The 21,676-nt window shown below is 62.6% G+C and carries 18 protein-coding genes and 1 pseudogene; 15 read left to right on the top strand and 4 right to left on the bottom strand.

What is annotated here, in order from left to right; genetic code table 11:
• The first annotated feature begins 150 nt into the window (after positions 1-150).
• The 4 genes from AD666_RS04940 to AD666_RS04925 are packed head-to-tail and all read left to right on the top strand — an operon-like array spanning position 151 to position 3,856.
• The gene (locus AD666_RS04940) at positions 151-1,047 is read left to right on the top strand and encodes a TauD/TfdA family dioxygenase (protein WP_053148154.1); all 897 of its coding nucleotides are present in this window, start codon (positions 151-153) and stop codon (positions 1,045-1,047) included.
• Positions 1,048-1,084: 37 nt separating this feature from the next.
• Positions 1,085-2,110 (top strand): ABC transporter substrate-binding protein, encoded by a 1,026-nt coding sequence (locus AD666_RS04935; RefSeq protein ID WP_053148152.1) that lies wholly within the window; start codon positions 1,085-1,087, stop codon positions 2,108-2,110.
• 5 nt (positions 2,111-2,115) lie between these two features.
• On the top strand, positions 2,116-2,976 hold the full coding sequence (locus AD666_RS04930; RefSeq protein ID WP_053148150.1) for an ABC transporter ATP-binding protein: 861 nt from the start codon (positions 2,116-2,118) through the stop codon (positions 2,974-2,976).
• A gap of 13 nt (positions 2,977-2,989) precedes the next feature.
• Positions 2,990-3,856 (top strand): ABC transporter permease, encoded by an 867-nt coding sequence (locus AD666_RS04925; protein WP_053148148.1) that lies wholly within the window; start codon positions 2,990-2,992, stop codon positions 3,854-3,856.
• A gap of 142 nt (positions 3,857-3,998) precedes the next feature.
• On the opposite strand, the gene AD666_RS04920 is transcribed toward AD666_RS04925, so the two are convergent.
• The gene (locus AD666_RS04920) at positions 3,999-4,364 is read right to left on the bottom strand and encodes a DUF6124 family protein (protein ID WP_053148146.1); all 366 of its coding nucleotides are present in this window, start codon (positions 4,362-4,364) and stop codon (positions 3,999-4,001) included.
• 401 nt (positions 4,365-4,765) lie between these two features.
• On the opposite strand from AD666_RS04920, the gene AD666_RS04915 reads away from it, so the two are divergent.
• The 7 genes from AD666_RS04915 to AD666_RS04885 all read left to right on the top strand — a co-directional run bounded on the left by AD666_RS04915 (position 4,766) and on the right by AD666_RS04885 (position 14,536).
• Complete coding sequence (locus AD666_RS04915) at positions 4,766-5,266, top strand: hypothetical protein (protein ID WP_053148137.1); 501 nt, start codon at positions 4,766-4,768, stop codon at positions 5,264-5,266.
• Positions 5,259-6,701 carry a TIGR01777 family oxidoreductase gene (locus AD666_RS04910; protein WP_053148136.1) on the top strand — a complete coding sequence of 481 codons (1,443 nt, stop codon included), beginning with the start codon at positions 5,259-5,261 and terminating at the stop codon, positions 6,699-6,701. Before AD666_RS04915 ends, AD666_RS04910 begins: the two co-directional genes overlap by 8 nt.
• 9 nt (positions 6,702-6,710) lie before the next feature.
• The gene (locus AD666_RS04905) at positions 6,711-9,146 is read left to right on the top strand and encodes a PEP-utilizing enzyme (RefSeq protein ID WP_053148134.1); all 2,436 of its coding nucleotides are present in this window, start codon (positions 6,711-6,713) and stop codon (positions 9,144-9,146) included.
• A 67-nt stretch (positions 9,147-9,213) separates the two neighbouring features.
• Positions 9,214-10,149 carry a LysR family transcriptional regulator gene (locus tag AD666_RS04900; protein WP_053148132.1) on the top strand — a complete coding sequence of 312 codons (936 nt, stop codon included), beginning with the start codon at positions 9,214-9,216 and terminating at the stop codon, positions 10,147-10,149.
• A 204-nt stretch (positions 10,150-10,353) separates the two neighbouring features.
• On the top strand, positions 10,354-11,877 hold the full coding sequence (locus AD666_RS04895; RefSeq protein WP_053148130.1) for an MFS transporter: 1,524 nt from the start codon (positions 10,354-10,356) through the stop codon (positions 11,875-11,877).
• A 14-nt stretch (positions 11,878-11,891) separates the two neighbouring features.
• Entirely contained in the window at positions 11,892-12,953 is a 1,062-nt protein-coding gene (locus AD666_RS04890) for an HlyD family secretion protein (protein ID WP_053148128.1), read from the top strand.
• The gene (locus AD666_RS04885; protein ID WP_053148126.1) at positions 12,950-14,536 is read left to right on the top strand and encodes an efflux transporter outer membrane subunit; all 1,587 of its coding nucleotides are present in this window, start codon (positions 12,950-12,952) and stop codon (positions 14,534-14,536) included. Before AD666_RS04890 ends, AD666_RS04885 begins: the two co-directional genes overlap by 4 nt.
• Here AD666_RS04885 and AD666_RS04880 read toward each other — a convergent pair.
• Positions 14,517-15,206: pseudogene (locus tag AD666_RS04880) on the bottom strand (NYN domain-containing protein). The gene AD666_RS04885 and the pseudogene AD666_RS04880 overlap by 20 nt on opposite strands.
• A 476-nt stretch (positions 15,207-15,682) precedes the next feature.
• Here AD666_RS04880 and AD666_RS04875 point away from each other — a divergent pair.
• From AD666_RS04875 to AD666_RS04860, 4 genes are read left to right on the top strand one after another with little or no spacing between them, the layout of a single operon-like run.
• Positions 15,683-16,462, top strand: coding sequence for an efflux RND transporter periplasmic adaptor subunit (locus AD666_RS04875; RefSeq protein ID WP_053148122.1), 780 nt, complete (start codon positions 15,683-15,685; stop codon positions 16,460-16,462).
• Entirely contained in the window at positions 16,459-17,778 is a 1,320-nt protein-coding gene (locus tag AD666_RS04870) for an efflux RND transporter periplasmic adaptor subunit (protein ID WP_053148120.1), read from the top strand. The genes AD666_RS04875 and AD666_RS04870 overlap by 4 nt, the downstream gene beginning before the upstream one ends.
• Before the next feature lies 1 nt (position 17,779).
• Complete coding sequence (locus AD666_RS04865) at positions 17,780-19,876, top strand: efflux RND transporter periplasmic adaptor subunit (protein ID WP_053148118.1); 2,097 nt, start codon at positions 17,780-17,782, stop codon at positions 19,874-19,876.
• A 9-nt stretch (positions 19,877-19,885) separates the two neighbouring features.
• Positions 19,886-20,377, top strand: a complete 492-nt coding sequence (locus tag AD666_RS04860; RefSeq protein ID WP_053148116.1) for a GNAT family N-acetyltransferase — start codon at positions 19,886-19,888, stop codon at positions 20,375-20,377.
• 120 nt (positions 20,378-20,497) lie between these two features.
• Here the strand turns inward: AD666_RS04860 and AD666_RS04855 are convergent, their stop codons facing one another.
• Both AD666_RS04855 and AD666_RS04850 read right to left on the bottom strand, forming a co-directional pair.
• Positions 20,498-20,809 carry a hypothetical protein gene (locus AD666_RS04855; RefSeq protein ID WP_053148114.1) on the bottom strand — a complete coding sequence of 104 codons (312 nt, stop codon included), beginning with the start codon at positions 20,807-20,809 and terminating at the stop codon, positions 20,498-20,500.
• Between the two features lie 46 nt (positions 20,810-20,855).
• A complete protein-coding gene (locus AD666_RS04850) occupies positions 20,856-21,443 on the bottom strand; it encodes a phage tail protein (RefSeq protein WP_053148112.1) in 588 nt (195 codons plus the stop codon).
• Between the last annotated feature and the right edge of the window lie 233 nt (positions 21,444-21,676).

Here is a 21,676-nt window from a genome sequence, read left to right as displayed (position 1 = left end):
TATCGGTATTTAATTTAATGTTCTTATATCGATAAAGTCATCCCCCTGCGTACCTGCCGACCAATCGGCGCGCCGCACGACCTGAACCCTAACGGCATCGCCGTCAGTTTTGATCGATGCGCGCCCGTGAAGCGTGCGTGGGAGTGATGTATGCCAGCCGTCTCTTATTCTCCAGATCCAAGCGCCGTCGCGCCGCAATCCTTCGAAATCCGCCCGTTCAACGGCGCCGTCGGTGCCGAGATCGTCGGCCTGGACCTGTCCCGGCCAGTCAACGATCAGGATTTTTCCCGTATCCATCGCGCTCATCTGGACCACCACGTACTGGTGTTCCGCAACCAGCGCATCACCCCCGAACAACATATCGCCTTCAGCCGCCGCTTTGGCGTGTTGCAGATTCATGTGCTCAAGCAATTCCTGCTGGCCGGGCATCCGGAAATCCTCATCGTTTCCAACATCATCGAGAACGGCCAGTCCATCGGCCTGGGCGATGCCGGCAAGTTCTGGCATTCCGATCTCTCCTACAAGCCACTGCCCAGCCTGGGTTCGATGCTGCACGCCCAGGAACTGCCGAGCGAAGGCGGTGACACGCTGTTCGCCGACATGCACAAGGCCTGGGATGGCCTGCCCGAGGCGCTGCGCAAAGCGGTCGAAGGTCGATTGGCGGCGCATTCCTATACGGCGCGCTACAGCGAAAGCAAATTTGAAGGCAACTGGCGACCGACGCTGACCCCGGAACAGTTGGCCCAGGTCGCTGAAGTCGTGCACCCGATCGTGCGCACCCATCCGGAAACCGGGCGCAAGGCGTTGTTCGTCAGTGAAGGCTTCACCACCCGCATTCTCGGTCTGCCGGAGGACGAGAGCCAGGCGCTGTTGGCCGAGTTATATGCCCACAGCGCGCTTCCCCAGAACATCTATCGCCATCAATGGCAGCCCCACGACCTGGTGTTCTGGGACAACCGCTCGCTGATCCACCTGGCCGCCGGTTGCCCGAGTCATCTGCGCCGCAAGCTGTACCGCACCACCATCCAGGGCGACGCCCCTTTCTGATCGGCTGCGCCTCGCGCAAAGAGCCCGGAGAATCATCATGTCCAAACGCATTGCCTTTGCACCTTTGGCCGCCGCCATCGGCCTGGGATTCAGCCTGCTGGCCGGCAGCCTCGTTGCCCCCGCCGGCGCCCACGCCGAAGGCGAGATTCGTATTGCCGAGCAATTCGGGATCGTTTACCTGCTGCTCAATGTCGTGCGCGACCAGCAGTTGATCGAGAAACATGGCAAACAGGAAGGGATCGACATCAAGGTCGACTGGACCCAGTTGTCCGGCGGTGCGGCGGTCAACGACGCGCTGCTCTCGGGGTCCATCGACATTGCCGGGGCCGGTGTCGGGCCACTGCTGACGATCTGGGATCGCACCCGTGGCAAGCAGAACGTCAAGGGAGTGGCTTCCCTGGGTAACTTTCCCTACTACCTGTTGAGCAACAACCCCAAGGTCAAGACCATTGCCGATTTCACCGAGCAGGACCGTATCGCGGTACCGGCGGTAGGCGTTTCGGTGCAGTCGCGTTTCCTGCAATACGCCGCTGCGAAGCAATGGGGCGACAAGGAATTCAACCGCCTGGACAAGTACACCCTCGCCGTCCCTCACCCTGACGCCACGGCTGCCTTGATTGCCGGTGGCACGGAGCTGACCGGGCATTTCTCCAATCCACCGTTCCAGGACCAGGCTCTGCAAAACCCGAGCGTTCATGTGGTACTCAATTCCTATGATGTGCTGGGGCCGAATTCGCCCACGGTGCTGTTCGCCACCGAAAAATTCCGCAACGAAAACCCGAAAACCTACAAGGCGTTCGTCGAGGCGCTGACCGAAGCGGCCGAGTTTGCCCAGAAGGACAAGGGCGCGGCGGTGGATACCTATCTGCGAGTGACTAAGGCCAAGATCGACCGGGCCACTTTGCTGAAGATCGTCGACAATCCGCAGATCGAATTCACCGTCACGCCGAAAAACACCTACCCGCTGGCCGAATTCCTGTACCGCGTCGGCGCGATCAAGAACAAGCCGGCAACCTGGGAAGACTATTTCTTCCAGGACGCCAAGCCGTTGCAGGGGAGCTGAGCGCCATGAACGCGACAGTGCAAGGCCACGCGGCCAGCAGGTTCGCCAGCGTCGATACGGCGCTGTTGTCGGTGGATAACGTCAGCCTGGAATACCGCACCCCACAGCGTGTGGTGCGGGCCACTCACCGGGTGAGTTTCGAGGTCGATCCGGCGGACCGTTTCGTGTTGCTCGGCCCATCCGGTTGCGGCAAGTCCACCTTGCTCAAGGCCGTTGGCGGTTTCATCACCCCCTGCGAGGGTGAGATTCGCCTGCAAGGGCAAACCGTTCGCGCACCGGGGCCAGACCGGGTCGTGGTGTTCCAGGAGTTCGACCAGCTACCGCCCTGGAAAACCGTCAAGCAAAACGTGACGTTCGCGCTGCTGGCTTCGCGCACCCTCAAGCGCCAGGAAGCCGAGGAGCGTGCGCTGCACTATCTGGACAAGGTCGGTCTGGCAGCGTTTGCCGATGCCTACCCTCACACCTTGTCCGGCGGTATGAAGGCCCGTGTCGCCATTGCCCGGGCATTGGCGATGCAACCGAAAATCCTGCTGATGGACGAACCCTTCGCCGCCCTCGATGCCCTGACCCGGCGCAAGATGCAGGAAGAATTGCTGCTGCTGTGGGAAGAGGTGCGCTTCACGCTGTTGTTCGTCACCCATTCCATCGAAGAGGCGTTGGTGGTGGGCAATCGCATCCTCTTGCTGTCGCCGCATCCGGGGCGTGTACGGGCGGAAGTCCACAGCCATCAATACGGTTTGCACAGCCTCGGAGGCGAGGCGTTCCAGCACACGGCACGGCGCATCCATGGGCTGCTGTTCAATGACGACCTGACGGCGCAAACCGAGCCTGAGCTGGATTTCACCGACATTCGTATCGCGTACTGAGGGGGAGTTTTTCATGAGCCAGTTATCGCCCGTGCGCGAAGAATACGAAGTCGACCTGCAACCCCTGGCCCACGTGTCGCTGGAGCGGGCACTGCCCCTGAGGCAGCGCCTCTGGCAACAAGGCTGGCTGCGCAAAAGCCTGATCCTGTTACTGCTGGCGCTCTTGTGGGAAGCGGTGGCGCGTTATCAGAACAACGACCTGCTGCTGCCGGGGTTCCTGCAAACGACCACCGCGTTGTACGACGGTTTGCTCAGCGGTGAATTACTGGGCAAGGTCTGGCTTTCCCTGGTGGTGCTGCTCAAGGGGTATCTGCTGGGGATTGTCCTGGCGTTCGGCCTGACCACGCTTGCGGTGTCGACGCAGTTGGGCCGCGATCTGCTCAGCACCCTGACCTCGATGTTCAACCCGCTGCCCGCCATCGCCCTGTTGCCATTGGCCTTGCTGTGGTTCGGCCTGGGGCAGAACAGCCTGATTTTTGTGCTGGTGCATTCGGTGCTGTGGGCGCTGGCGTTGAATATGTATGCGGGCTTTCTCGGCGTCTCCGACACGCTGCGCATGGCCGGGCGCAACTATGGGCTCAAGGGCCTGCGCTTCGTGTCGTTCATCCTGATCCCGGCGGCGCTGCCGTCGATTCTCGCCGGTTTGAAGATCGGCTGGGCCTTTGCCTGGCGCACGTTGATCGCGGCCGAACTGGTGTTCGGTGCTACCAGCGGCAAGGGGGGGCTGGGCTGGTACATCTTCCAGAACCGCAACGAGCTGTACACCGACAAGGTGTTCGCGGGGTTGGCGGTGGTGATCCTGATCGGGTTGTTGGTGGAGAACCTGGTGTTCGACAGTTTGGAGCGGGTGACGGTGAAGCGGTGGGGGATGCAGCGGTAATGGTGCGGTGTCAGGGCGGACGCCATCGCGAGCAGGCTCGCTCCCGCAGTGGATGGGTGTCGCTGCGAATAGTGCATTTAACACCGAACCCTGTGGGAGCGAGCCTGCTCGCGATAGCGGTAGCCAATTTACTGCAAGAACATCAGCCCGACGCCTGAACCTCAAGACGATCCATCGCCCGCTCCACCAGCAAATGCCCGCCATCGGCGATTCGACTGATCGCCAGGATTACGCTGCGGCGCGTGCCGTCGACATCATCGGCCAGGTCGGCGGCGATGGCGCTGATGGAGCGCAAGTCTTCGGAGGCATTGGCCAGCAGGGTTTCGATGTCGATGTCCGGGGCGACCCTGAAGAGATGGGATGTGTCCGCGGTTTTTTCATCGGTGGGCTTGGGGTTGAGGTAGTAATCGAGGGCGCGTTCGGCGGCTTCGTCGAGCTTCTTGGCTTTTGCGGATTTGTCGGAGACGTTGCCAGGGCTTTCTGGCGGATTCGGGGTAACCTTGAACATATTGTGTCGCTCCATCTGTAGTGGTGGAACTGACACCGTTCGCTTGCACGCGAAGGAGGTGGCAGTTGTACGTAGGTGTGCAAGACCGGGCAGACGGAACCCCGGCAGATTTCTCCTTGCGGAAAAACCTCCCACGCACAACCGCCATAAAAAGAGATGATCAAGAATTGATCGATCCTGATAGCAGTGTGCGTCGTCTTTTACCCGGACTTGCACGTCCGTGTCACCGTTTTTTCAGTGACAAACCCAGACTAGCGGTGGGCCCGAAGCCGGACAAGTTCACCAAAACCGCTACAACTTGAAGGAAATCTCCTAGGACGCTGCTGGCCGCAATTAGCCCGGTAAAACCGCTTCCTTTTCCATTAGACTTGCAGCCCTCAAGCACGTCTCCAGGACACGGAATGCCAATCCCTCCCAACCCGCTGCGCAAAGCCTTGGTCGTTTGGCTCTATGCCGCCGCCCTGGTGCATCTGCTCGTTGGTATCACGTTGAGCTGGGCAGGCCAGTCGGGATTGCTCGATGCGGGATTGCTCGATGGTTATCTGCAAACCCTCGAACAGGTTTTCTGGGGCGTCGATGGGGCACCCGCAGCCGCCCGTGCGCAACAGGTCTGGTGGCTGGCCTTGTTCGGGGCCACGTTACAAAGTTATTCGCTGTACATGCTGGCCCTCGTGCATATCGGCCATCGGCTGAGGCGTGCCATGCCGTGGGGCTGGTTGATCGCCGGCATCGTGCTCTGGGCGCCCCAGGACATGCTGATCTCGGCCCAGATGCGGGTCTGGTCCCATCTGGCGTTCGACGCCTTCGCCCTGTTGACGTTACTGCCGCCGCTGTTCTGGCTCTATTGCCATGATCGTCGCCATTTTCCCGATAACGCCTTGAGTCCATCGAACCATGCCTGAGATTTCTCCTCTCGACTGGGCCATTACCCTGTTGATTGCCCAAGCCATCCTGGGTGCGCTGGACACCCTGTATCACCATGAACTCACTGTCGCGCTGCCTTATCGCCACAGTGCCCGCCTGGAGCTGTCGATTCACGCGTTGCGTTCGTGCTTCTACGGGATTCTGTTCCTGGGCATCGCGCATCTGGCGTTCCAGGGCACATGGGCCATTGTGATTGCGTTGCTGTTCGCGCTGGAGATCGGCCTGACGCTGTGGGATTTCGTGGTGGAGGATCGCAGCCGCAAACTGCCGGCTATCGAGCGGATCATGCACACGGTGCTGGCGGTCAACGGCGGGGCCTTCTTCGCGTTGTACGGGGTGCAACTGGCGCAGTGGGCGAGTTTGCCGACCGGCCTGGGTTCGATCGACCTGGGCTGGCGCGGTTGGCTGCTGACGCTGTTCGCCATCGGCGTCAGCGCATCGGGCATTCGCGACGGGTTGGCGGCGCTGCGCATGCAACGCAAAGGCATGCCGGCCAATCCGTTTGCCGGCGGTGCCTATAAACGCGTGCTGGTGACAGGTGGGACCGGGTTCATCGGTGAAGCCTTGGTCAACCAGATGCTGGACGCCGGGCATACCGTCAGCGTGTTGGCCCGCGATCCATTGAGAGCGGCCTACCTGTTCGACGGTCGCGCCCGTTGCCTGCGTTCGCTGAGCAAGCTGGGCCACAATGAAGCCTTCGATGTCGTGATCAACCTGGCTGGCGCGCCGGTAGCCGGCCCGCGCTGGAGTCCAAAGCGCCAGGCACAACTGCTGGCCAGCCGGGTCAACACCACCGAAGCGCTGATGACCTGGTTGAAGAATGCTCGGAACAAGCCGGCGTTGTGGGTCCAGGCCTCGGCCATCGGTTTCTATGGAGTGCGCGATGCCAGTGAGAGCCTGGATGAGCATGCCGCCAAGGGCGACGGCTTCATGGCCGAACTCTGTGCCCGCTGGGAAGCCTCGGCGCTGCCCGCCACTGAGCTGGGCGTGCGTCAGGTGGTGATGCGCCTGGGCGTGGTATTCGGTCCGGGCGGTGCGCTGTTGCCGTTGCTGATTCCGTTTCGCCTGGGGTTTGGCGGGCGGATGGGCGATGGCCGGCAGATCATGAGCTGGGTGCACCGCGACGATGTGATTGCCGTCATCGCACGGGCCTTCGACGACGACAATCTCAGTGGAACCTACAATCTCGTGGCGCCGGAGACCGTCAGCCAGGCCGTGTTCGCCGAGCGCGTCGGCAAGGTCCTCAAGCGCCCGGTGTGGTTCCACATTCCTGCCGCGCCGGTACGCGCCCTGGCGGGCGAGATGGCCCAGTTGTTTTTCGATGGCCAGCGGGTGGTGCCGAACCGTCTGATCGAGGCCGGCTATGTATTCCGTTACCCGGCACTCGATGCAGCCCTGCGCGACCTGGCTTGAGGAGCGTCCATGAGCAAGCCGCTGATGTACCTGTTGGCTGGCAATGGCAGCGCCGCCGATTGGTGGGACGACGTGTTGCCGCACTTCGAAGATCACGAAGTGGTGCCGCTGGAGCTGCCCGGCTTCGGCAATCATCCGGACGCACCCTGCGAAGACCTGGCCGCCTACGCTCAGGCGCTGCTGGCGATGACGGTCAAGGGCAGTGCGATCGTCGCAGTCGGGGTGAGCGCGTTGCTGGTGCTGCATGCCTTGCAACGTCGACCGGGGCACTTTTGCCGCAGTGTGTTGCTGGCGCCGGTGGGCGCCTTCCTGTGGCAGCGACGGCTTCCGGCATTGATGTCGCCGCTGCCGGTTCGCAAGAGCATTCATTGGTTGTTGGCGAACTCGCCGACGCTGTTTGCCCGCAAGTTTTCCAACCAGACCTGGACGCCTGAGCAATACCAGCGCATGGGCGCCGGCTATGCCCGCTGCCGCGCCTTTGTGCCGCTCTGGGATCTGCTGCGTGCGGACACCGCGTTGCCGTTGCTGGAATGGATCACTGATCCGGTCGAGTTGGTCTGGGGTGATCAGGACAACCTGCTGGGCATCGAGCAGGCGGCCGCCTGGTCCGCCATTCTCGCCCGGGCCGACCTGACCATCAGCCTCAAACCCGGCTGGGGTCACTACCCCTGGATCGACGCGCCGGCCGAGTTCGCTGCGTGGCTGGAGTCGGGTGAGCTTGGGTTCGTCGCCCATACCAAGGGTGGTCGCTTGCAGCTGGCCGCATTGGCCGGACAGGCGGTGCCCCCCGCGCTGACGCTCAACGCGGCTGACGATCCGCGCCTGCCGGCATTTCTCGACAATCAACCGGACGCGAGCTGGGCGGTGCGCTCTTCCAGTTATGGTGAGGATCAGGCCGACGCGGCGAATGCCGGCTTGAGCAGCACCTTCCTGCGAGAACCGACCGGCAACGTGCCGGCGCGTATCGCCGAGTTGACGGCGGCGGGTGTCGAGGAAGTGGTGGTGCAGCGGTTCATCACACCGGTGCTGTCCGGGATCGCTTTTGTGCGTCACGTGTCAGTCGAGCTGGAGTGGGTCGAAGGTCATCTCGAGTCCTTGGCCGATGGTCAGGTGACCCCGGAACGCGCGATCATTTCCCGCCTCGGCGATTCCTGGAGCAGCGGCACGTTCAGGCCATCCCATGGCCTGACTGCCGACGTACTGTGGCGTTTCCTGCAGGGTGTGTTGCGGGTTTTCCACTACGTGCCCGGTGACGTCGAATGGGCCTGGGACGGTGCCCGGCTCTGGTTGTTGCAGTACCGGCCGATCAGCGATTACGGCTGGCGTCGACACCTGACCGCCGCCAACATCGCCGAGATCCTGCCGCCGCAACCCAGCGTAATGGTGGAATACGCCCAGCGGCGGGCAGCGGCGAGCATTCCGGCGGTCATGGCCCGTTGGGACTGCCGGGTGTTGCAGGACAACGAACCTTTCACGGCGGTGTTTGGCGGGGCTTCGTACATCAACAATGACTTGTTTCTTGCACGACTGGCAGATTGGGGCATCAGCTCCATCAACTACTCGGGTGAGGTTGGCGGTGCCACGCCGAATTTGCCTTGGCGACCGCTGCGCCTGATTCGTTCGCTGCCGTTGTTCCTGCGCATGCAGCGCGTAGCGCGCGGGCATCTGTCGACGCTCGAAAAAGGCTTGCGACGTTTCGATCGGGAGCTGACTGAGTTGATCGGGCAGGGCGCTGACGGACAACAATTGGCCGACTGGTTCACCCGGTTCTACGTGTTCGTAGTGCAGGGCAACCTGTGCATCGCCACCGCGCTGGCGAGCAGTGGCGGTGACGCATTGGGGCGGCCTCCGACCGCGTATGACAATCTGCAAGCCGCTCCTCATCGCCTGCCCTGGGAAACCGACCCGGCGACGCCGCGCCCGGCGCGGACCGAACTGCCCTTGCAGGCTTTTCCGCGTTGGCCCCTGGCGGTTCGCCTCGCCCATTCAGCCGGCCTGCCGGGTCTGCGCGGTTACTATTTGCAAGTGCGCGAGTGGTATCGCGACAACCTGATGCGAATGTTCTTTCGCTTGCATCACGCCATGCCGACGGATGATCGGGCCCACTGGTTCGCTCCGCACCCGGACATCCGTACGCGTGAGGGCAGCTTCTGGCAGGATGGTCGCGAAGGCACCGAGCAGGCCAGTGGATTCCTGATCTATCCGGGCCAGGCCCAAGGCATCCTCGGTGACGACATTCTTTTGGAGGACACCCTCGACCCCGGTCGTCATGCCCACTATCAGCAGGCTCGGGCGGTGATTGCGCGTATGGGCGGACGCCTGTCCCACGGTTCGACCTTGCTGCGTGAATTGCGCAAGCCTTCGGCGGTATTGCCTCAGGTGAACGTGGGCTGGCTGGGACGGGAAGTGGTGTATCGCGATGGTGAACTGACGCTGGTGGAGTAGGCGTGTTCGAAATTTGATCTGATAGGATTGCGCCTGGATCAATCCTGATTGAATACGAGTGCTCACTATGCAACTCCCGGACATGAACCTGCTGGTCGCCCTCGACGCGCTGCTCGATGAGGGCAGCGTGGTCGGTGCCGCGCGGAGGATGAACCTCAGCCCCGCCGCCATGAGCCGCACCCTGACGCGAATCCGCGACGCCATCGGCGACCCGATCCTGGTGCGCGCCGGTCGCGGGCTGGTGCCCACGCCCAAGGCGCTGGCCTTGCGCGAGCAGGTGCGCGACGTAGTGGAACAGGCGGCGCTGGTGTTTCGCTCGGCCGATGCCGTGGACCTGAGCACCTTGCGGCGACGCTTCAGCATTCGCGCCAACGATTTTTTTGTCGGTGTGTATGGCGGCAAGCTGTTCGACACCCTGGAGCGCCAGGCCCCCCATTGCGAGTTGCGTTATGTTCCGGAGGGCGACGGTGACGATGAGGCCCTGCGCGAGGGGCGTATCGACCTGAGCATCAGCAACACCCGGCCGGTGATGCCAGAGGTGAAGGTGCAGAACCTGTTTTCCACGCATTTCGTTGGCCTGGTGCGCGAAGACCATCCGCTGCTCGATGGCGAGATCACCGCCGAGCGATTCGCCGGTTTTTCCCATATCAGCATGTCACGGCGCGGTATCGCCCGCGGTCCCATAGACACTGCGCTCAATGCCCTTGGCCTGGAGCGGCGGGTGGCGGTCATTGCGCCGAGTTTCCATGCGGCGATGTTCACCTTGCCCGATTCAGACCTGATCCTGCCGGTGCCCAAGGAAGCCTTGCTGAGCGTCAAGCGCCTGGGGTTGCGCCTGCGTTCGTTTACCCTGCCGATCCCGCTGCCAACGCTGATGCTGACCCAGGCCTGGCACCCGCGCTACGACAACGACCCCGCCCACCGCTGGCTTCGGGAAACCCTCAAGGCCTGTTGCGAGGAGACGTGGACGGCGGCGCAGCCTGAATCAAACGCAGCCCAGTGAATCCTGTGGGAGCGGGCTTGCTCGCGAATGCGGTGTGTCAGACGCCATTGTTGTTGTCTGACACACCGCATTCGCGAGCAAGCCCGCTCCCACAAGGGGATTCATTGCTGCGCAGAACGCATTTATAAACTGCCAATAAGTCACTTTTTGTCAGTCCTCCCGCTTTTTAAACTGCTCCGGTATTCTTCCGGAGTTTTCCAATCCATGACCTCCCTCACGACCACGGCACTCCCCGCGGCAACCGCCGCGCCGTCGGCGTTCGGTCCGCGAGTCGTCATCGGCTTGGTGGGTGTGTTGCTGGCGGTGCTCGTTTCGGGGTTGAACGAGATGGTGACCAAGGTCGCCCTGGCGGATATCCGTGGCGCGATGGCCATCGGGTATGACGAAGGCACTTGGCTGGTGGGGTGTTATACCGCTACCTCGGTGGCCGCCATGGCCTTCGCGCCTTGGTGCTCGGTGACCTTTTCGCTGCGCCGCTTCACGCTGTGGGCCATCGGCTTGTTCGCCCTCCTGGGCGTGCTGTGTCCGTTGGCGCCGAACTACCAAAGCCTGCTGCTGATGCGGACCTTGCAAGGTCTGGCCGGCGGCGCGTTGCCGCCGATGCTGATGACCGTCGCCCTGCGTTTCTTGCCGCCCGGCGTAAAACTTTATGGCCTGGCCGGTTATGCCCTGACCGCCACGTTCGGTCCAGGCCTGGGTACACCCCTGGCAGGCTTGTGGACCGAATACGTCGGTTGGCAATGGACCTTCTGGCAAATCATCGTGCCCTGTCTGATCGCCATGGCTGCAGTGGCCTACGGCCTGCCTCAGGACCCGCTGCGCCTGGAACGCCTCAAACAGTTCAACTGGCGTGGCCTGCTGCTGGGTTTCCCGGCGATCTGCATGCTGGTGATCGGCGTGCTGCAAGGCAACCGGCTGGATTGGTTCGAGTCGAACCTGATCTGTACCTTGCTGGGTGGCGGCGTGGTGCTGCTGGTGCTGTTCATGATCAACGAATGGTCGCAGCCGGTGCCTTTCTTCAACTTGCAGATGTTGGGCATACGCAACCTGACGTTTGCACTGGTGACGCTGGCCGGTGTGTTGGTGGTACTGCTGGCGGTGATCATCATTCCGTCCAGTTACCTGGCCCAGGTCCAGGGATATCGGCCGGTGCAGACGGCGCCAGTGATGCTGTTGATGGCATTGCCGCAGGTGATTGCACTGCCGCTGGTGGCGGCGTTGTGCAATCTGCGTTGGGTCGATTGTCGCTGGGTGCTGGGGATCGGCCTGGGCATGCTGGCGTTGTCCTGCATCGGCAGTTCGCAGTTGACCTCTGCGTGGATTCGCGATGATTTCTACGGTTGGCAACTGCTGCAGATCTTCGGCCAGCCAATGGCGGTGCTGCCGTTGCTGATGCTCTCCACCGGCAGCATCTCGCCAATGGACGGCCCGTTCGCTTCGGCCTGGTTCAACACGGTCAAGGGCCTTGCCGCCGTGATCGCTACCGGTGTGCTGGATGCGCTGACCACATCGCGCCTGCATTTCCACTCCACGATGCTGGTGGACAGCCTCGGTAACTCACCGTTGGTCGACACCGACTCCGCCTCGCTCGCCCATCGCCTTCACGAGCAGGCCGTGGTGCTGACGTTCTCCGATCTTTACCTGTGCATGGCAGGCGTTGCGCTCGTCCTGATCCTGCTCATTTTCTGGCTGCCGACGCGGATCTACCCGCCTGGCGCGCCACGTTGAATCCGGGAGCTCCCATGAAGACTCAAGTGAAAAAACCAGTTGTGCTCGCCGTTGCCGCGGCGATTGCGCTTGGTGCGTTGGTTTACCTGCTGGCCCCTGGTAAACGTGTGCAGCAGAGCACCAACGATGCGTTCGTTTCGGCTGACTACACCCTGGTGGTACCGCGTGTGGCGGGTTTCATCAAGGAGGTGCTGGTGGAAGATCACCAGCAGGTGAAGGCTGGGCAATTGCTCGCGCTGATCGACGACCGAGATCTGCGCGCCGCGGCCCAGGCCGCCGACGCACAGACCCTGGTGGCGCGTGCCCAGCTGGAAAACGCCCGGGCAACCCTGGAGCGTCAGGCTTCGGTGATCGCCCAGGCCCAGGCCACGGTGGTCGCCGCCAAGGCGGAGATGGCCTTTGCCGAGCATGAGCGCAATCGTTACCAGCACCTGGCCGGCGTGGGTGCCGGGACGGTGCAGAATGCCCAGCAGGCCCAGACCCGGATCGACCAGGCCACTGCGCGGCTGGCCAATGCTACGGCGGTGCTGGCCGCCGAACGTAAGCAAGTGGAGATCCTGACGGCCCAGCGTGACGCTGCCGAAGGCGGATTGAAGAAGGCTCAGGCCGCGCTGGAAATCGCCAGTTACGAGCTGTCGTACACCCGCATCGTCGCGCCCCAGGATGGCATGGTCGGCGAGCGGGCTGTGCGGGTCGGCGCCTACGTGACGCCGGGCAGCAAGCTGCTGGCGGTGGTGCCGCTGGCCCAGGCCTATGTGGTCGGCAATTTCCAGGAAACCCAACTCACCGATGTGCAACCGGGCCAGCGGGTAGATGTACGCGTCGACACGTTCGGCGGTGAAACGCTGCATGGTCGCGTGCAGAGCATCGCCCCGGCGACTGGCGTGACCTTCGCTTCGGTCAAGCCGGACAATGCCACCGGTAATTTCACCAAGGTCGTGCAGCGCATACCGGTGAAGATTGTCCTGGATCCCGGCCAGCCCCTGGCCGAGCGGCTGCGAGTGGGGATGTCGGTGGAGGCGCGGATCGATACCGCCAGCATGGGGAGTGATGGGCGTGAGGTGACGCAGCGATGAAAAGATGGGTTGGCTGGTCGGGCCTCATCGCGAGCAGGCTCGCTCCCACACTGGATCTGCGCCATGCAGGAAGTTCGGAGCCAAGTCAGAATTCCCTGTGGGAGCGAGCCTGCTCGCGATGGTGCCAGTGGCGTCTCACACCTGCCAGTGCCTTGCTCATGATCAGCCTGTCAGCCTGCACCGTCGGTCCGGATTTCCACCGGCCCGAGCCGCTGCAGGTGACCCAATGGTCCAAGCCCGCCAACGCGGCCGTCAGCCAGGTGATTCCCACCGACATGAACGAACACTGGTGGGAGGTTTTCAATGACCCGACCTTGACCGCGCTGACCCGTCGCGCCTTGGCCGGTAATCTTGACTTGAAGCTCGCCGACAGTCGATTGCAACAGAGCCGTGCCGCTCGGCAGGTGATCACCTCGGCGCAGTATCCGAACAGCGCCGCCACTGGCGGTTATGGCCGTAAGCGCAACAGCGGCGAGGGGCTGAATGACCCGTCGGGGAACAATGGTGACGCGGCTTTTAACCTGTGGGAGGCAGGTGTCTCTGCGTCGTGGGAACTGGACATGTGGGGCCGTGTGCGCCGTGAAGCCGAAGCGGCGGACGCCCATCTGGAAGTCGCCCGCAATGACCGTCGTGGTGTGCTGGTGGCGGTGCTCGCCGAGACTGCCCAGGATTATCTGCAACTGCGCGGTGTACAAAGCACCCGTGCCGTCACCGAGCAGAACCTGGAGGTGGCGCGCCACAGTCTGAGGCTTACGCAACTGCGGCTGGCCGATGGTGTTGCCACGGACCTGGACGTGGCCGAAGCGGCAGCTCAGGTTGCGACCATCGAAGCCCGATTGCCCGCATTGCAACAACGCCAGTCGCAGCTGATCAACGCTCTAAGCTTGTTGCTGGGCCAGCCACCGCAGGCGTTGCAAGCCGAACTGTCGGACGACGCACCCGTGCCCCAGGCCCCGCGCCAGGTCGCCATCGGCCTGCCGTCACAGCTGGCCGAGCGTCGACCGGACATTCGTGAGGCCGAGGCCCGGCTGCACGCCGCCACGGCCACTATCGGCGTAGCAAAGGGGGATTTTTATCCGCGCATCACCTTGTCGGGCAACGTCGGTTCCCAGGCCCTGCAACTGGGTGATTTCGGCTCCTGGGGCTCGCGGGCGTTCGGCATCGGTCCGCAATTCAGCCTGCCGCTGTTCGACGGTGGGCGCCTGCGGGGTGTGCTGCATCTGCGCGAGGCCCAGCAACAGGAAGCGGCGATCGCCTATCAGCAGACCGTGCTCAAGGCCTGGCATGAAATCGACGATCAGCTGAGTGCCTACAATGCGAGCCAGCTGCGCCGCGACAGCCTCGCCGAAGCCGTGCGCCAGAACCGGATCGCCTTGCGTACCGCACAACAACAATACGTGGAAGGCGTGGTGGACTTTGTCACCGTCCTCACGGTGCAAGGCGCGTTGCTGGCCACCCAGGAACAACTGGTGGAAAGCTCCACTGGCGTTTCCCTGGCCATGGTGGGGTTGTACAAGGCGCTGGGCGGTGGTTGGGAATCGGTGTATCCGGCGGCGGAAGTGCTTACCAATAATCCGGTTTGATGGCGGGTGCCTTGTGGGTGGGAACCCGATTGGGAAATTGATGGGATTGGAGCTCGTCGCAGGTGACGACGCGGCGCATCCAGTGGGCGCACTCTTTTAAAGAACCTGGCGCCAGTCGTTTGGAGTCGGTTCGATAAGGGAGTACTACGCCGACTTTCAAATGAGGAAAATCCTCTCGAATCGCCCTCAATGCTGGAGCCATATCGGTGTCGCCGGAGACTAGCACGAGCTGCTCGATACGCTCTTCCCGCGATTTTGCTTCTTGTCTAGAAGCAGTTCGATACATGCTGATTGCAATGTGGACGTCGGTTTCCTTTTCTTCGAGCTTCCAGATAGGAACCGTATCCTGACGTGAAGCGCCGATCGTTCTGCTTACAAAACGGGGCGCGTTTGCGCGTTCGAGCTGATGACGTCCATAGTGAACGTTGACTTTGTTGGCCTTCAATGCGCGGACGTAGGCGTCTTGGGCTTCCTTGGATGCGACTCCTCGCGTTGCCAGCTCCGGCTTGACGGAGGACGTGAAGTAATCGACGGAGACGAGCGAACTCTTGGGATTCTCGACCCGGGCGATGTGCGTCAATAACTGCGTCAGGTTTAGCTACTTATAGGGTGTGCCGGCAAGCAGTCCATAAAAAACGTTATACCCGTCAACGAAAAAAGCGGTGCGCACAAACTCAATCCCCAAAAACGAAAAAACCGGCCGAAGCCGGTGTTTTCACCCCAACGGCCAGAGAACTTAATCTCTGCGTACGAGGTTGAGCAGTGAGAGGATCCTAATCCTGGAAAGATTCCGCGTCAACCGTGGACGATCTGGCTCTGGCACCGGCAAGACGAGTTTTGTGCGTCTTCACAACTGATGGTCAAGCTGTTCTGGAGCCAATGTGTGAGAACGTATTTCAATGGCCTTCCATAGCGTTGGTGGTTGCTGAGGGGCTTGGATTGTCCATCGTCCCTGGTTGATCAAGACGAGCGGATCTACCGAGATATTTGTGGGATTTGATCCCAGCCTCTGTCAGAAAAAACCAAGCGGTGTTTGAGCCCACTCATGGCTTTTTGAAACAAGAGTTTTCCACTCGCTTTTCCCGACTCCCTTGACGCTTCCCACTGCTGTCGTAGACTCCGCCCATCCGTCAGGGAGTAGCGGTTATGTTGCGTTTGGGTAGTTGGGTAATGGGATTGGCCTTCGTAGCGTGTGGCGTCCAGGCGCAGACGCCTGCAGCGGACGATCCGCTGCTGGAGAACAATGTCACCGCGAGTGCACCGGGTGGCAGCGAGGCGCGGGGGGTGCTTCGGGCGCGGGACCAGGCGGTGCTGGCCAGCGAGTTGGCCGGGCGTATCGTGGAGTTGCCGTTCAGTGAGGGCGAGTCGTTCAAGAAGGGCGATACGCTGGCGCGTTTCGATTGTTCGGCCTATCAGGCCCAGCTCAATGCGGCCCAGGCGGCGGCCCGGGGGGCCAGTGAAGAGTTGGCCCATAACCGCCAGTTGGCGTCGTTGAAATCGGTTGGGCGTTTTGAAGTGTCGCGGGCCGAGGCCCGGGTCAGCGAGGCGCAGGCGCAATCCCAGGTTTACCAAGTCCAGGTCAAGCGCTGCAGTGTCGTTGCGCCGTTCGACGGGCAGGTCGTATCGCGCAAGGTCCAGCGTTATGAAAGCGTGGCGGCCGGTGCGCCGTTGCTGGATGTGGTGGATAACCGCACCCTGGAAATCCATCTGCTGGTGCCGTCCCGCTGGATGGGCAGGCTCAAGCCGGGTCAATCCTTTACGTTCATTCCCGATGAAACCGGCAAGCCGCTGCAAGCGACGGTCAAACGGCTGGGCGCACGTATTGACGAGGGCAGCCAGACCCTATTGTTGGTGGCCAGCCTGCCCGACGCCAATGGTCTGTTGTCCGGCATGAGCGGTACGGCACGTTTCGCGGAGCCCAAGTGAACGCGACGCTGACGGGCAGCACCGAGCAGGTCTTCGCCCGCTTCCTCGACCTGGAACGCCAGACGCGAGCCGCGCGTACTCCGGCGCAATTGAGCTACAGCCTGGTCAATGATGGGCAGGCATTGTTCGGGTTTCGCCACGCTGCGTTATTGATCGCTGGCAAGGTGCAGGCGGTGACCGGCGTCAGCGCCGTGGAGCCTAATGCGCCGTTCGTGGCGTTTGTCGAGCAGGCAGTAGCGCAGTTGTTCAAGCAGGGCCTGCTCGACCAGGCCCGGGTGATCGCCGCCGATGGGGTGAGCGAAGCCGTCCGGGCGGACTGGGCAAGCCTGTCGGCCGGACAGGTGTTCTGGTTGCCATTGATCGATCAGCAGGGCCAGGTCTTCGGCGGATTGTGGCTGGCCCGTGACCTGCCATGGACTCCCCCCGAACAGGTGCTGCTGTCCCAGCTGGGCGATACCTACAGCCATGCCTGGCTCGCGTTGCAACCGCGCAAACCCTGGCGCCTGCGCTGGACGCGCAAGCGCCAGGTCGCATTGGCGGTGGTGCTGTTGCTGGGGTTGCTGATTCCGGTGCGCCAGTCGGTATTGGCGCCGGCCGAGGTGGTGCCTCTGGGTGGACAGGTCGTGGCGGCGCCGCTGGATGGCGTGATCGCCGAGTTCTTGGTCAAGCCCAACCAGACCGTCAAGAACGGCGAGTTGCTGCTGCGCTTCGAAAGCACCAGCCTCAAGGCCCAGGCCGATGTGGCCGAGCGTGCCCTGGGTGTGGCCGAGGCAGAGCTCAAGGCCAATTCCCAACGCTCATTCGCCGATGCCGAATCGAGCTCCAAGATCGATCTGCTGGCCGCCCGCGTCGAACAGAAACGCGCCGAGCGCAACTACGCCATCGAGCTGCTCAAGCGCAGCGAAGTGCGTGCCGAGCGAGATGGAATCGCGGTCTTTCCCGATGCCGAGCGCTGGCTTGGCAAGCCCGTGCAGACCGGTGAGCGGTTGATGGAGATTGCCGACCCGAACCAGGCCGAGTTGCGTATCGAATTGGCGGTGGGCGATGCGATTGCATTGACCCCCGGTGCGCAGGTAGCGCTGTTTCTCGACAGCGATCCGTTGCAGCGGCACCTGGCCTGGCTGGAACGCTCGGCCTACGAAGCGCAGCCCACTGCCGCCGGACAACTGGCGTATCGCCTGGATGCGCGTTTCGATGCGGCGGCGCCGCGTATCGGCTTGCGGGGCACGGCGAAGATCTTCGGTGACCGCGCGCCCCTGGCGCTGTACCTGTTGCGGCGGCCCCTGGCCGGCCTGCGCCAGAGCGTAGGCTTGTAGCATGAGCCTGCCGAGCCTGCGACCGGACCTGCAGTTGTCCCCGGCGGCTCCGGACCCGGACGGGTCCCCTCAATGGACCTTGGCCGATCCGGTGCGCGGTCGTTATTTCAAGCTCGGCGCGGCAGCGATGCGCATGCTGCGGCATTGGTCCCTGGGCGATCCGGAGCAGGTGCTGCACGCGGCGAATCGGGAGCCGGGCCTGCCGCTTACCCAGGAGTCGCTGGAGCAACTGCTGGGTTTTCTGCGCGGGCACGACCTGATCAGTGCGATGGATCCGCAACAGCGCGACAGCTACCTGTTCAAGCAGGTCGCCCAGCGCCAGAGCCTCTGGCAGATCCTGCTGCATCAGTACCTGTTTTTCCGCATCCCACTGTGGCGCCCGGATGCCTTTCTCAATCGGGCCTGGCCGTGGCTCGCGCGATTCGGTCCTGGCTTGCTGCGTTATGGCCTGCCCCTGACCCTGGGGCTGGGCATTTTCCTGGTTTCGCGGGACTGGCAGCGGTTCGTGGCGACCTTCCCGCATCTGTTCAGCCTCGGTGGTGCGCTGGCATTCGGCGTAGCATTGTTGTTCGCCAAACTGTGCCATGAGTTCGGCCATGCCTTCATGGCCAAGCGAGCCGGGTGTCGCGTGCAAAGCATGGGCGTGGCATTCATGGTGCTGCTGCCGATGTTCTATACCGACGTCAGCGATGCCTGGCGGATCAATGACCGCCGGGCCCGCTTGCTGATCGGTGCCGGCGGGGTCCTGGCGGAGTTGTTACTGGCGTGCATCGCATTGCTGGCCTGGTCGTTGCTGGGTGACGGGCCGGCGCGTACGGCGGCGTTCATGCTGGCCAGTGCCACCTGGATCACCACGCTTCTCATCAACCTGAACCCGTTCATGCGTTTCGACGGTTATTTCCTGCTCAGTGATTTCTGGGCGGTGGATAACCTCCAGGGCCGTGCGTTCGCCCTGTGCCGCTGGCGTCTGCGCGAAGCCTTGTTCGGTTACGGAGCGTCGGCGCCGGAACCCTGGTCGCCGAAGATGCGTCGTCGCTTGCTGGTGTGGGGGTACGGCGCCTGGTTGTGGCGGGCGGCGTTGTTCCTGGGTATCGCCCTGGCGGTCTATCACCTGTTCTTCAAGGTGCTGGGCATTTTCCTGATGATGGTGGAATTGGTGTGGTTCATTTTTATGCCCATCGTGAATGAATGGCGACAATGGTGGAGCCGTCGCGAACAGGCCCATGGTCCACGGGTGCTGCTGACCGGCCTGGTGTTGGCGGGGGTGGTCCTGCTGCTGTTGTTGCCATGGCGCAGCGCCGTGGACGTGCCGGCCATGCTGGAGGCCGGTCGCACCAGTGCCTTGCATGCCCCGGTGGCGGCGCGGGTCAAGCAGGTGAATGTGCACGACGGCCAGACCGTTGCCCAAGGCGATGTCCTGATTGAGCTGGAGTCGCCGGACATGGCCTCGCGCCTGGCCATCGTGCGTCGGGAAATCGAGATCCAGCAGCTGCAGATGCGCCGCCAGGCCGGGCGTAGCGAAACCGCTGCCGACGCTGGCATTGTCGAACAGCAATTGGCTGAAGCAGTGGCCGAATACCGAGGCCTGGTCGCTCAGCGCGAGCGTCTGTTATTGCGGGCACCGCACGCCGGCCAAGTGCGCGATCTGTTGCCACAATTGTCGGTGGGGCGCTGGCTGGCGCCGACACAGGTTCTGGCGCGGGTGGTGCAAACCGATTCACGATTGCGCGGCTACCTGACCGAAGCCGAGCTCTGGCGGGTCGAGAGCGGCGCGACAGGGCGCTTCATTGCCGATGATCCGGTGCACGCCTCGATAGCCGTACGCCTGGATGAAATCGACACCAATGGCGCGGCCTGGGTCGAGCAGCAGGCGTTGACGTCCGATCATCATGGGCCGATAGCCGTACGCCGTGATGCGCAGCAACGGGCCGAGCCGGTGCAGGCTCAATACGGTGTGCGTTTGAGTGCCATCGAGGCTACGAACGCGCCGGTACAGCCGCTGCGCGGTGTCGTGGTGTTGCAAGGGCAGGGCGAGTCGGTACTGGGAGCGGCCTGGCGACGCTTGGCGGCGCTGGGCGTCAGGGAAAGCGGATTCTAAGGAGCGGGCATGGAATCAGTCGCGGCAGAAGGATTGGTGATACGACCATCGCGGTTCAGCGACGGGCCGTTCTTGCAAAGTCTGTATCAGGCGGCGCGGCCGGATCTGCAATGGATCGATGGCGACCCCGAGCAGGTGCGGCAGGTCATCGACCAGCAGTTTCAGGTGCAGGAACAAGGGTTGGGGGAGAACTTTCCTGACGCCATGCATTACGTCGTGGAAAAGCTCGGCACGGCCATCGGCGCCCTGAGCACCGATTTCGGGCCCAACGAGATCCGAGTGCTGTACCTGGCTTTCATCCCCCAGGCTCGCGGCCAGGGTTACGGTCGTGCGGTGCTGCAGGGGGTGCAGAAAGCCGCGCAACAGATCCGCTGTCCGGTGGCGACGGTGGTCTGGACCCATAATCCCCACGCTCGTCGGCATTACCTGGCAATGGGTTTCGAAGTCCAGGAAAGCAACCTGGCGGCAGAGCGTTTGGTCTGGTATCCGAAAGGCAACTGAGCAGTTGCTGTCGACTGCGGGGGCGAGCTTGCCGGTGATGAGGGTGGGCCATTGGACATGGATGCAAACTGACCCTCCGCCATCGCGGGCATGTTCGCTCCCGCAGGGCATCAGCCTCGTTCAGTTGAATGCGATGTGGAAGTAGCCCACCGTCGGATCCCGACCTGCAGCGGGTACCCTCGACACGAACACCCCTTCGAGCGTGCCCAGCCCGGGCATCTCCAGGTCACAGAGTCCATCCACGAACTCGGTGCTTTCCAGACTGTTGAGTTCCACGTTGAACGGCATCCGTTCGGCGTTCGGCATCCTGGCCCGGGGTGTTTCTTCCAGATGTTCGATCCGCACCGGCAAGCGACTGCCGTCCGGCAGGACCAGGCTTCGGGTCTGGCCCAGCAGCGGCTGGAAATGGTGGCTATGAACCTTTTGCAGCATGTCGTCACTCCACAAGGCCGGAGGGCCGTGGCCCTCCGGTGGGTCGTCAGTTGCGGGAAGGGAAGATACCTTCGAGGGCGATGCTGAAGTTGATCGCCAGGAATGGGTTCATGATCGGCAGGGGCAAGCCGGCTCCGGCGGGAGAAACCGTACCGCTGACGGTCGTGCTCACGCCCTGCAGCGGCACCGGCGAGGCGCCTATCTGGTCGGAATAGATCGCCGCCGAACCTGGCCCTGTACCCGAGGTGCCGATGAATGAGTTGGTGGCCGTGGGTGTGTTCACCGGATTGCTGGCCGGGTTCGCCAATTGCAGGGTAGTCGAGGCGGTAAGGCCGGTGAGTGTGTGGGTGTGGGCAGGCAGGTTGTTCAGCGTCGGGGTGACGTTTTCGGTGCCGGAGACTTCACCGATCACACGGGGAGTCAGGCCCAGGCCGTTGCCCATGCCCATGAGCATGCGCCCTTGCAGGTTGGGCAGCATGAAGGTGGTCTGGCCGTTGCCCCCGTAAGTCACGCCGAGCAAGGAAAACAGCGCCGAGTTTTGCGCGATGCTGATGGTCTGCCCGTTGCACAGCGCCCAGCCACGGGGAGCGAAATTAAAGGCGAACGGCTGGATGGTACCCATGAATACTTCCATAAAATCCTCATCCCTCAGGTTATTGGTCTGGCGGTACCTGGCGGATACGACGAGTAAGATGCGATCAGTCCGACTCCTCACTTCCAGGCCTGGTCACGCACGGCTGAGCGTAGACGGGGATGTTTCGTTCTGCCGGGCCAAGGCGCCGAAAAAAGCAGCCGTGCGGCTTAAACGATTCAGGTTTCCCGGCGCTCCCTACCGTCCATCTTTTTTACGGTTTCAGGTGGATTTGA

This window comes from Pseudomonas sp. Pf153 (genome assembly GCF_001269775.1).
Taxonomy (GTDB): Bacteria; Pseudomonadota; Gammaproteobacteria; order Pseudomonadales; family Pseudomonadaceae; genus Aquipseudomonas; species Aquipseudomonas uvaldensis.
The sequence above is the reverse complement of the archived record's forward strand: the minus strand, read 5'-3'. Positions and strand labels throughout refer to the sequence as shown.

Coding starts and splice junctions, on each gene's coding strand:
- AD666_RS04855 (WP_053148114.1), bottom strand. CDS start 20,809: ATGCTGCAAAAGGTTCATAGCCACCATTTCCAGCCGCTGCTGGGCCAG.
- AD666_RS04895 (WP_053148130.1), top strand. CDS start 10,354: ATGACCTCCCTCACGACCACGGCACTCCCCGCGGCAACCGCCGCGCCG.
- AD666_RS04850 (WP_053148112.1), bottom strand. CDS start 21,443: ATGGAAGTATTCATGGGTACCATCCAGCCGTTCGCCTTTAATTTCGCT.
- AD666_RS04860 (WP_053148116.1), top strand. CDS start 19,886: ATGGAATCAGTCGCGGCAGAAGGATTGGTGATACGACCATCGCGGTTC.
- AD666_RS04890 (WP_053148128.1), top strand. CDS start 11,892: ATGAAGACTCAAGTGAAAAAACCAGTTGTGCTCGCCGTTGCCGCGGCG.
- AD666_RS04900 (WP_053148132.1), top strand. CDS start 9,214: ATGCAACTCCCGGACATGAACCTGCTGGTCGCCCTCGACGCGCTGCTC.
- AD666_RS04885 (WP_053148126.1), top strand. CDS start 12,950: ATGAAAAGATGGGTTGGCTGGTCGGGCCTCATCGCGAGCAGGCTCGCT.
- AD666_RS04910 (WP_053148136.1), top strand. CDS start 5,259: ATGCCTGAGATTTCTCCTCTCGACTGGGCCATTACCCTGTTGATTGCC.
- AD666_RS04905 (WP_053148134.1), top strand. CDS start 6,711: ATGAGCAAGCCGCTGATGTACCTGTTGGCTGGCAATGGCAGCGCCGCC.
- AD666_RS04865 (WP_053148118.1), top strand. CDS start 17,780: ATGAGCCTGCCGAGCCTGCGACCGGACCTGCAGTTGTCCCCGGCGGCT.
- AD666_RS04915 (WP_053148137.1), top strand. CDS start 4,766: ATGCCAATCCCTCCCAACCCGCTGCGCAAAGCCTTGGTCGTTTGGCTC.
- AD666_RS04935 (WP_053148152.1), top strand. CDS start 1,085: ATGTCCAAACGCATTGCCTTTGCACCTTTGGCCGCCGCCATCGGCCTG.
- AD666_RS04875 (WP_053148122.1), top strand. CDS start 15,683: ATGTTGCGTTTGGGTAGTTGGGTAATGGGATTGGCCTTCGTAGCGTGT.
- AD666_RS04940 (WP_053148154.1), top strand. CDS start 151: ATGCCAGCCGTCTCTTATTCTCCAGATCCAAGCGCCGTCGCGCCGCAA.
- AD666_RS04930 (WP_053148150.1), top strand. CDS start 2,116: ATGAACGCGACAGTGCAAGGCCACGCGGCCAGCAGGTTCGCCAGCGTC.
- AD666_RS04920 (WP_053148146.1), bottom strand. CDS start 4,364: ATGTTCAAGGTTACCCCGAATCCGCCAGAAAGCCCTGGCAACGTCTCC.
- AD666_RS04925 (WP_053148148.1), top strand. CDS start 2,990: ATGAGCCAGTTATCGCCCGTGCGCGAAGAATACGAAGTCGACCTGCAA.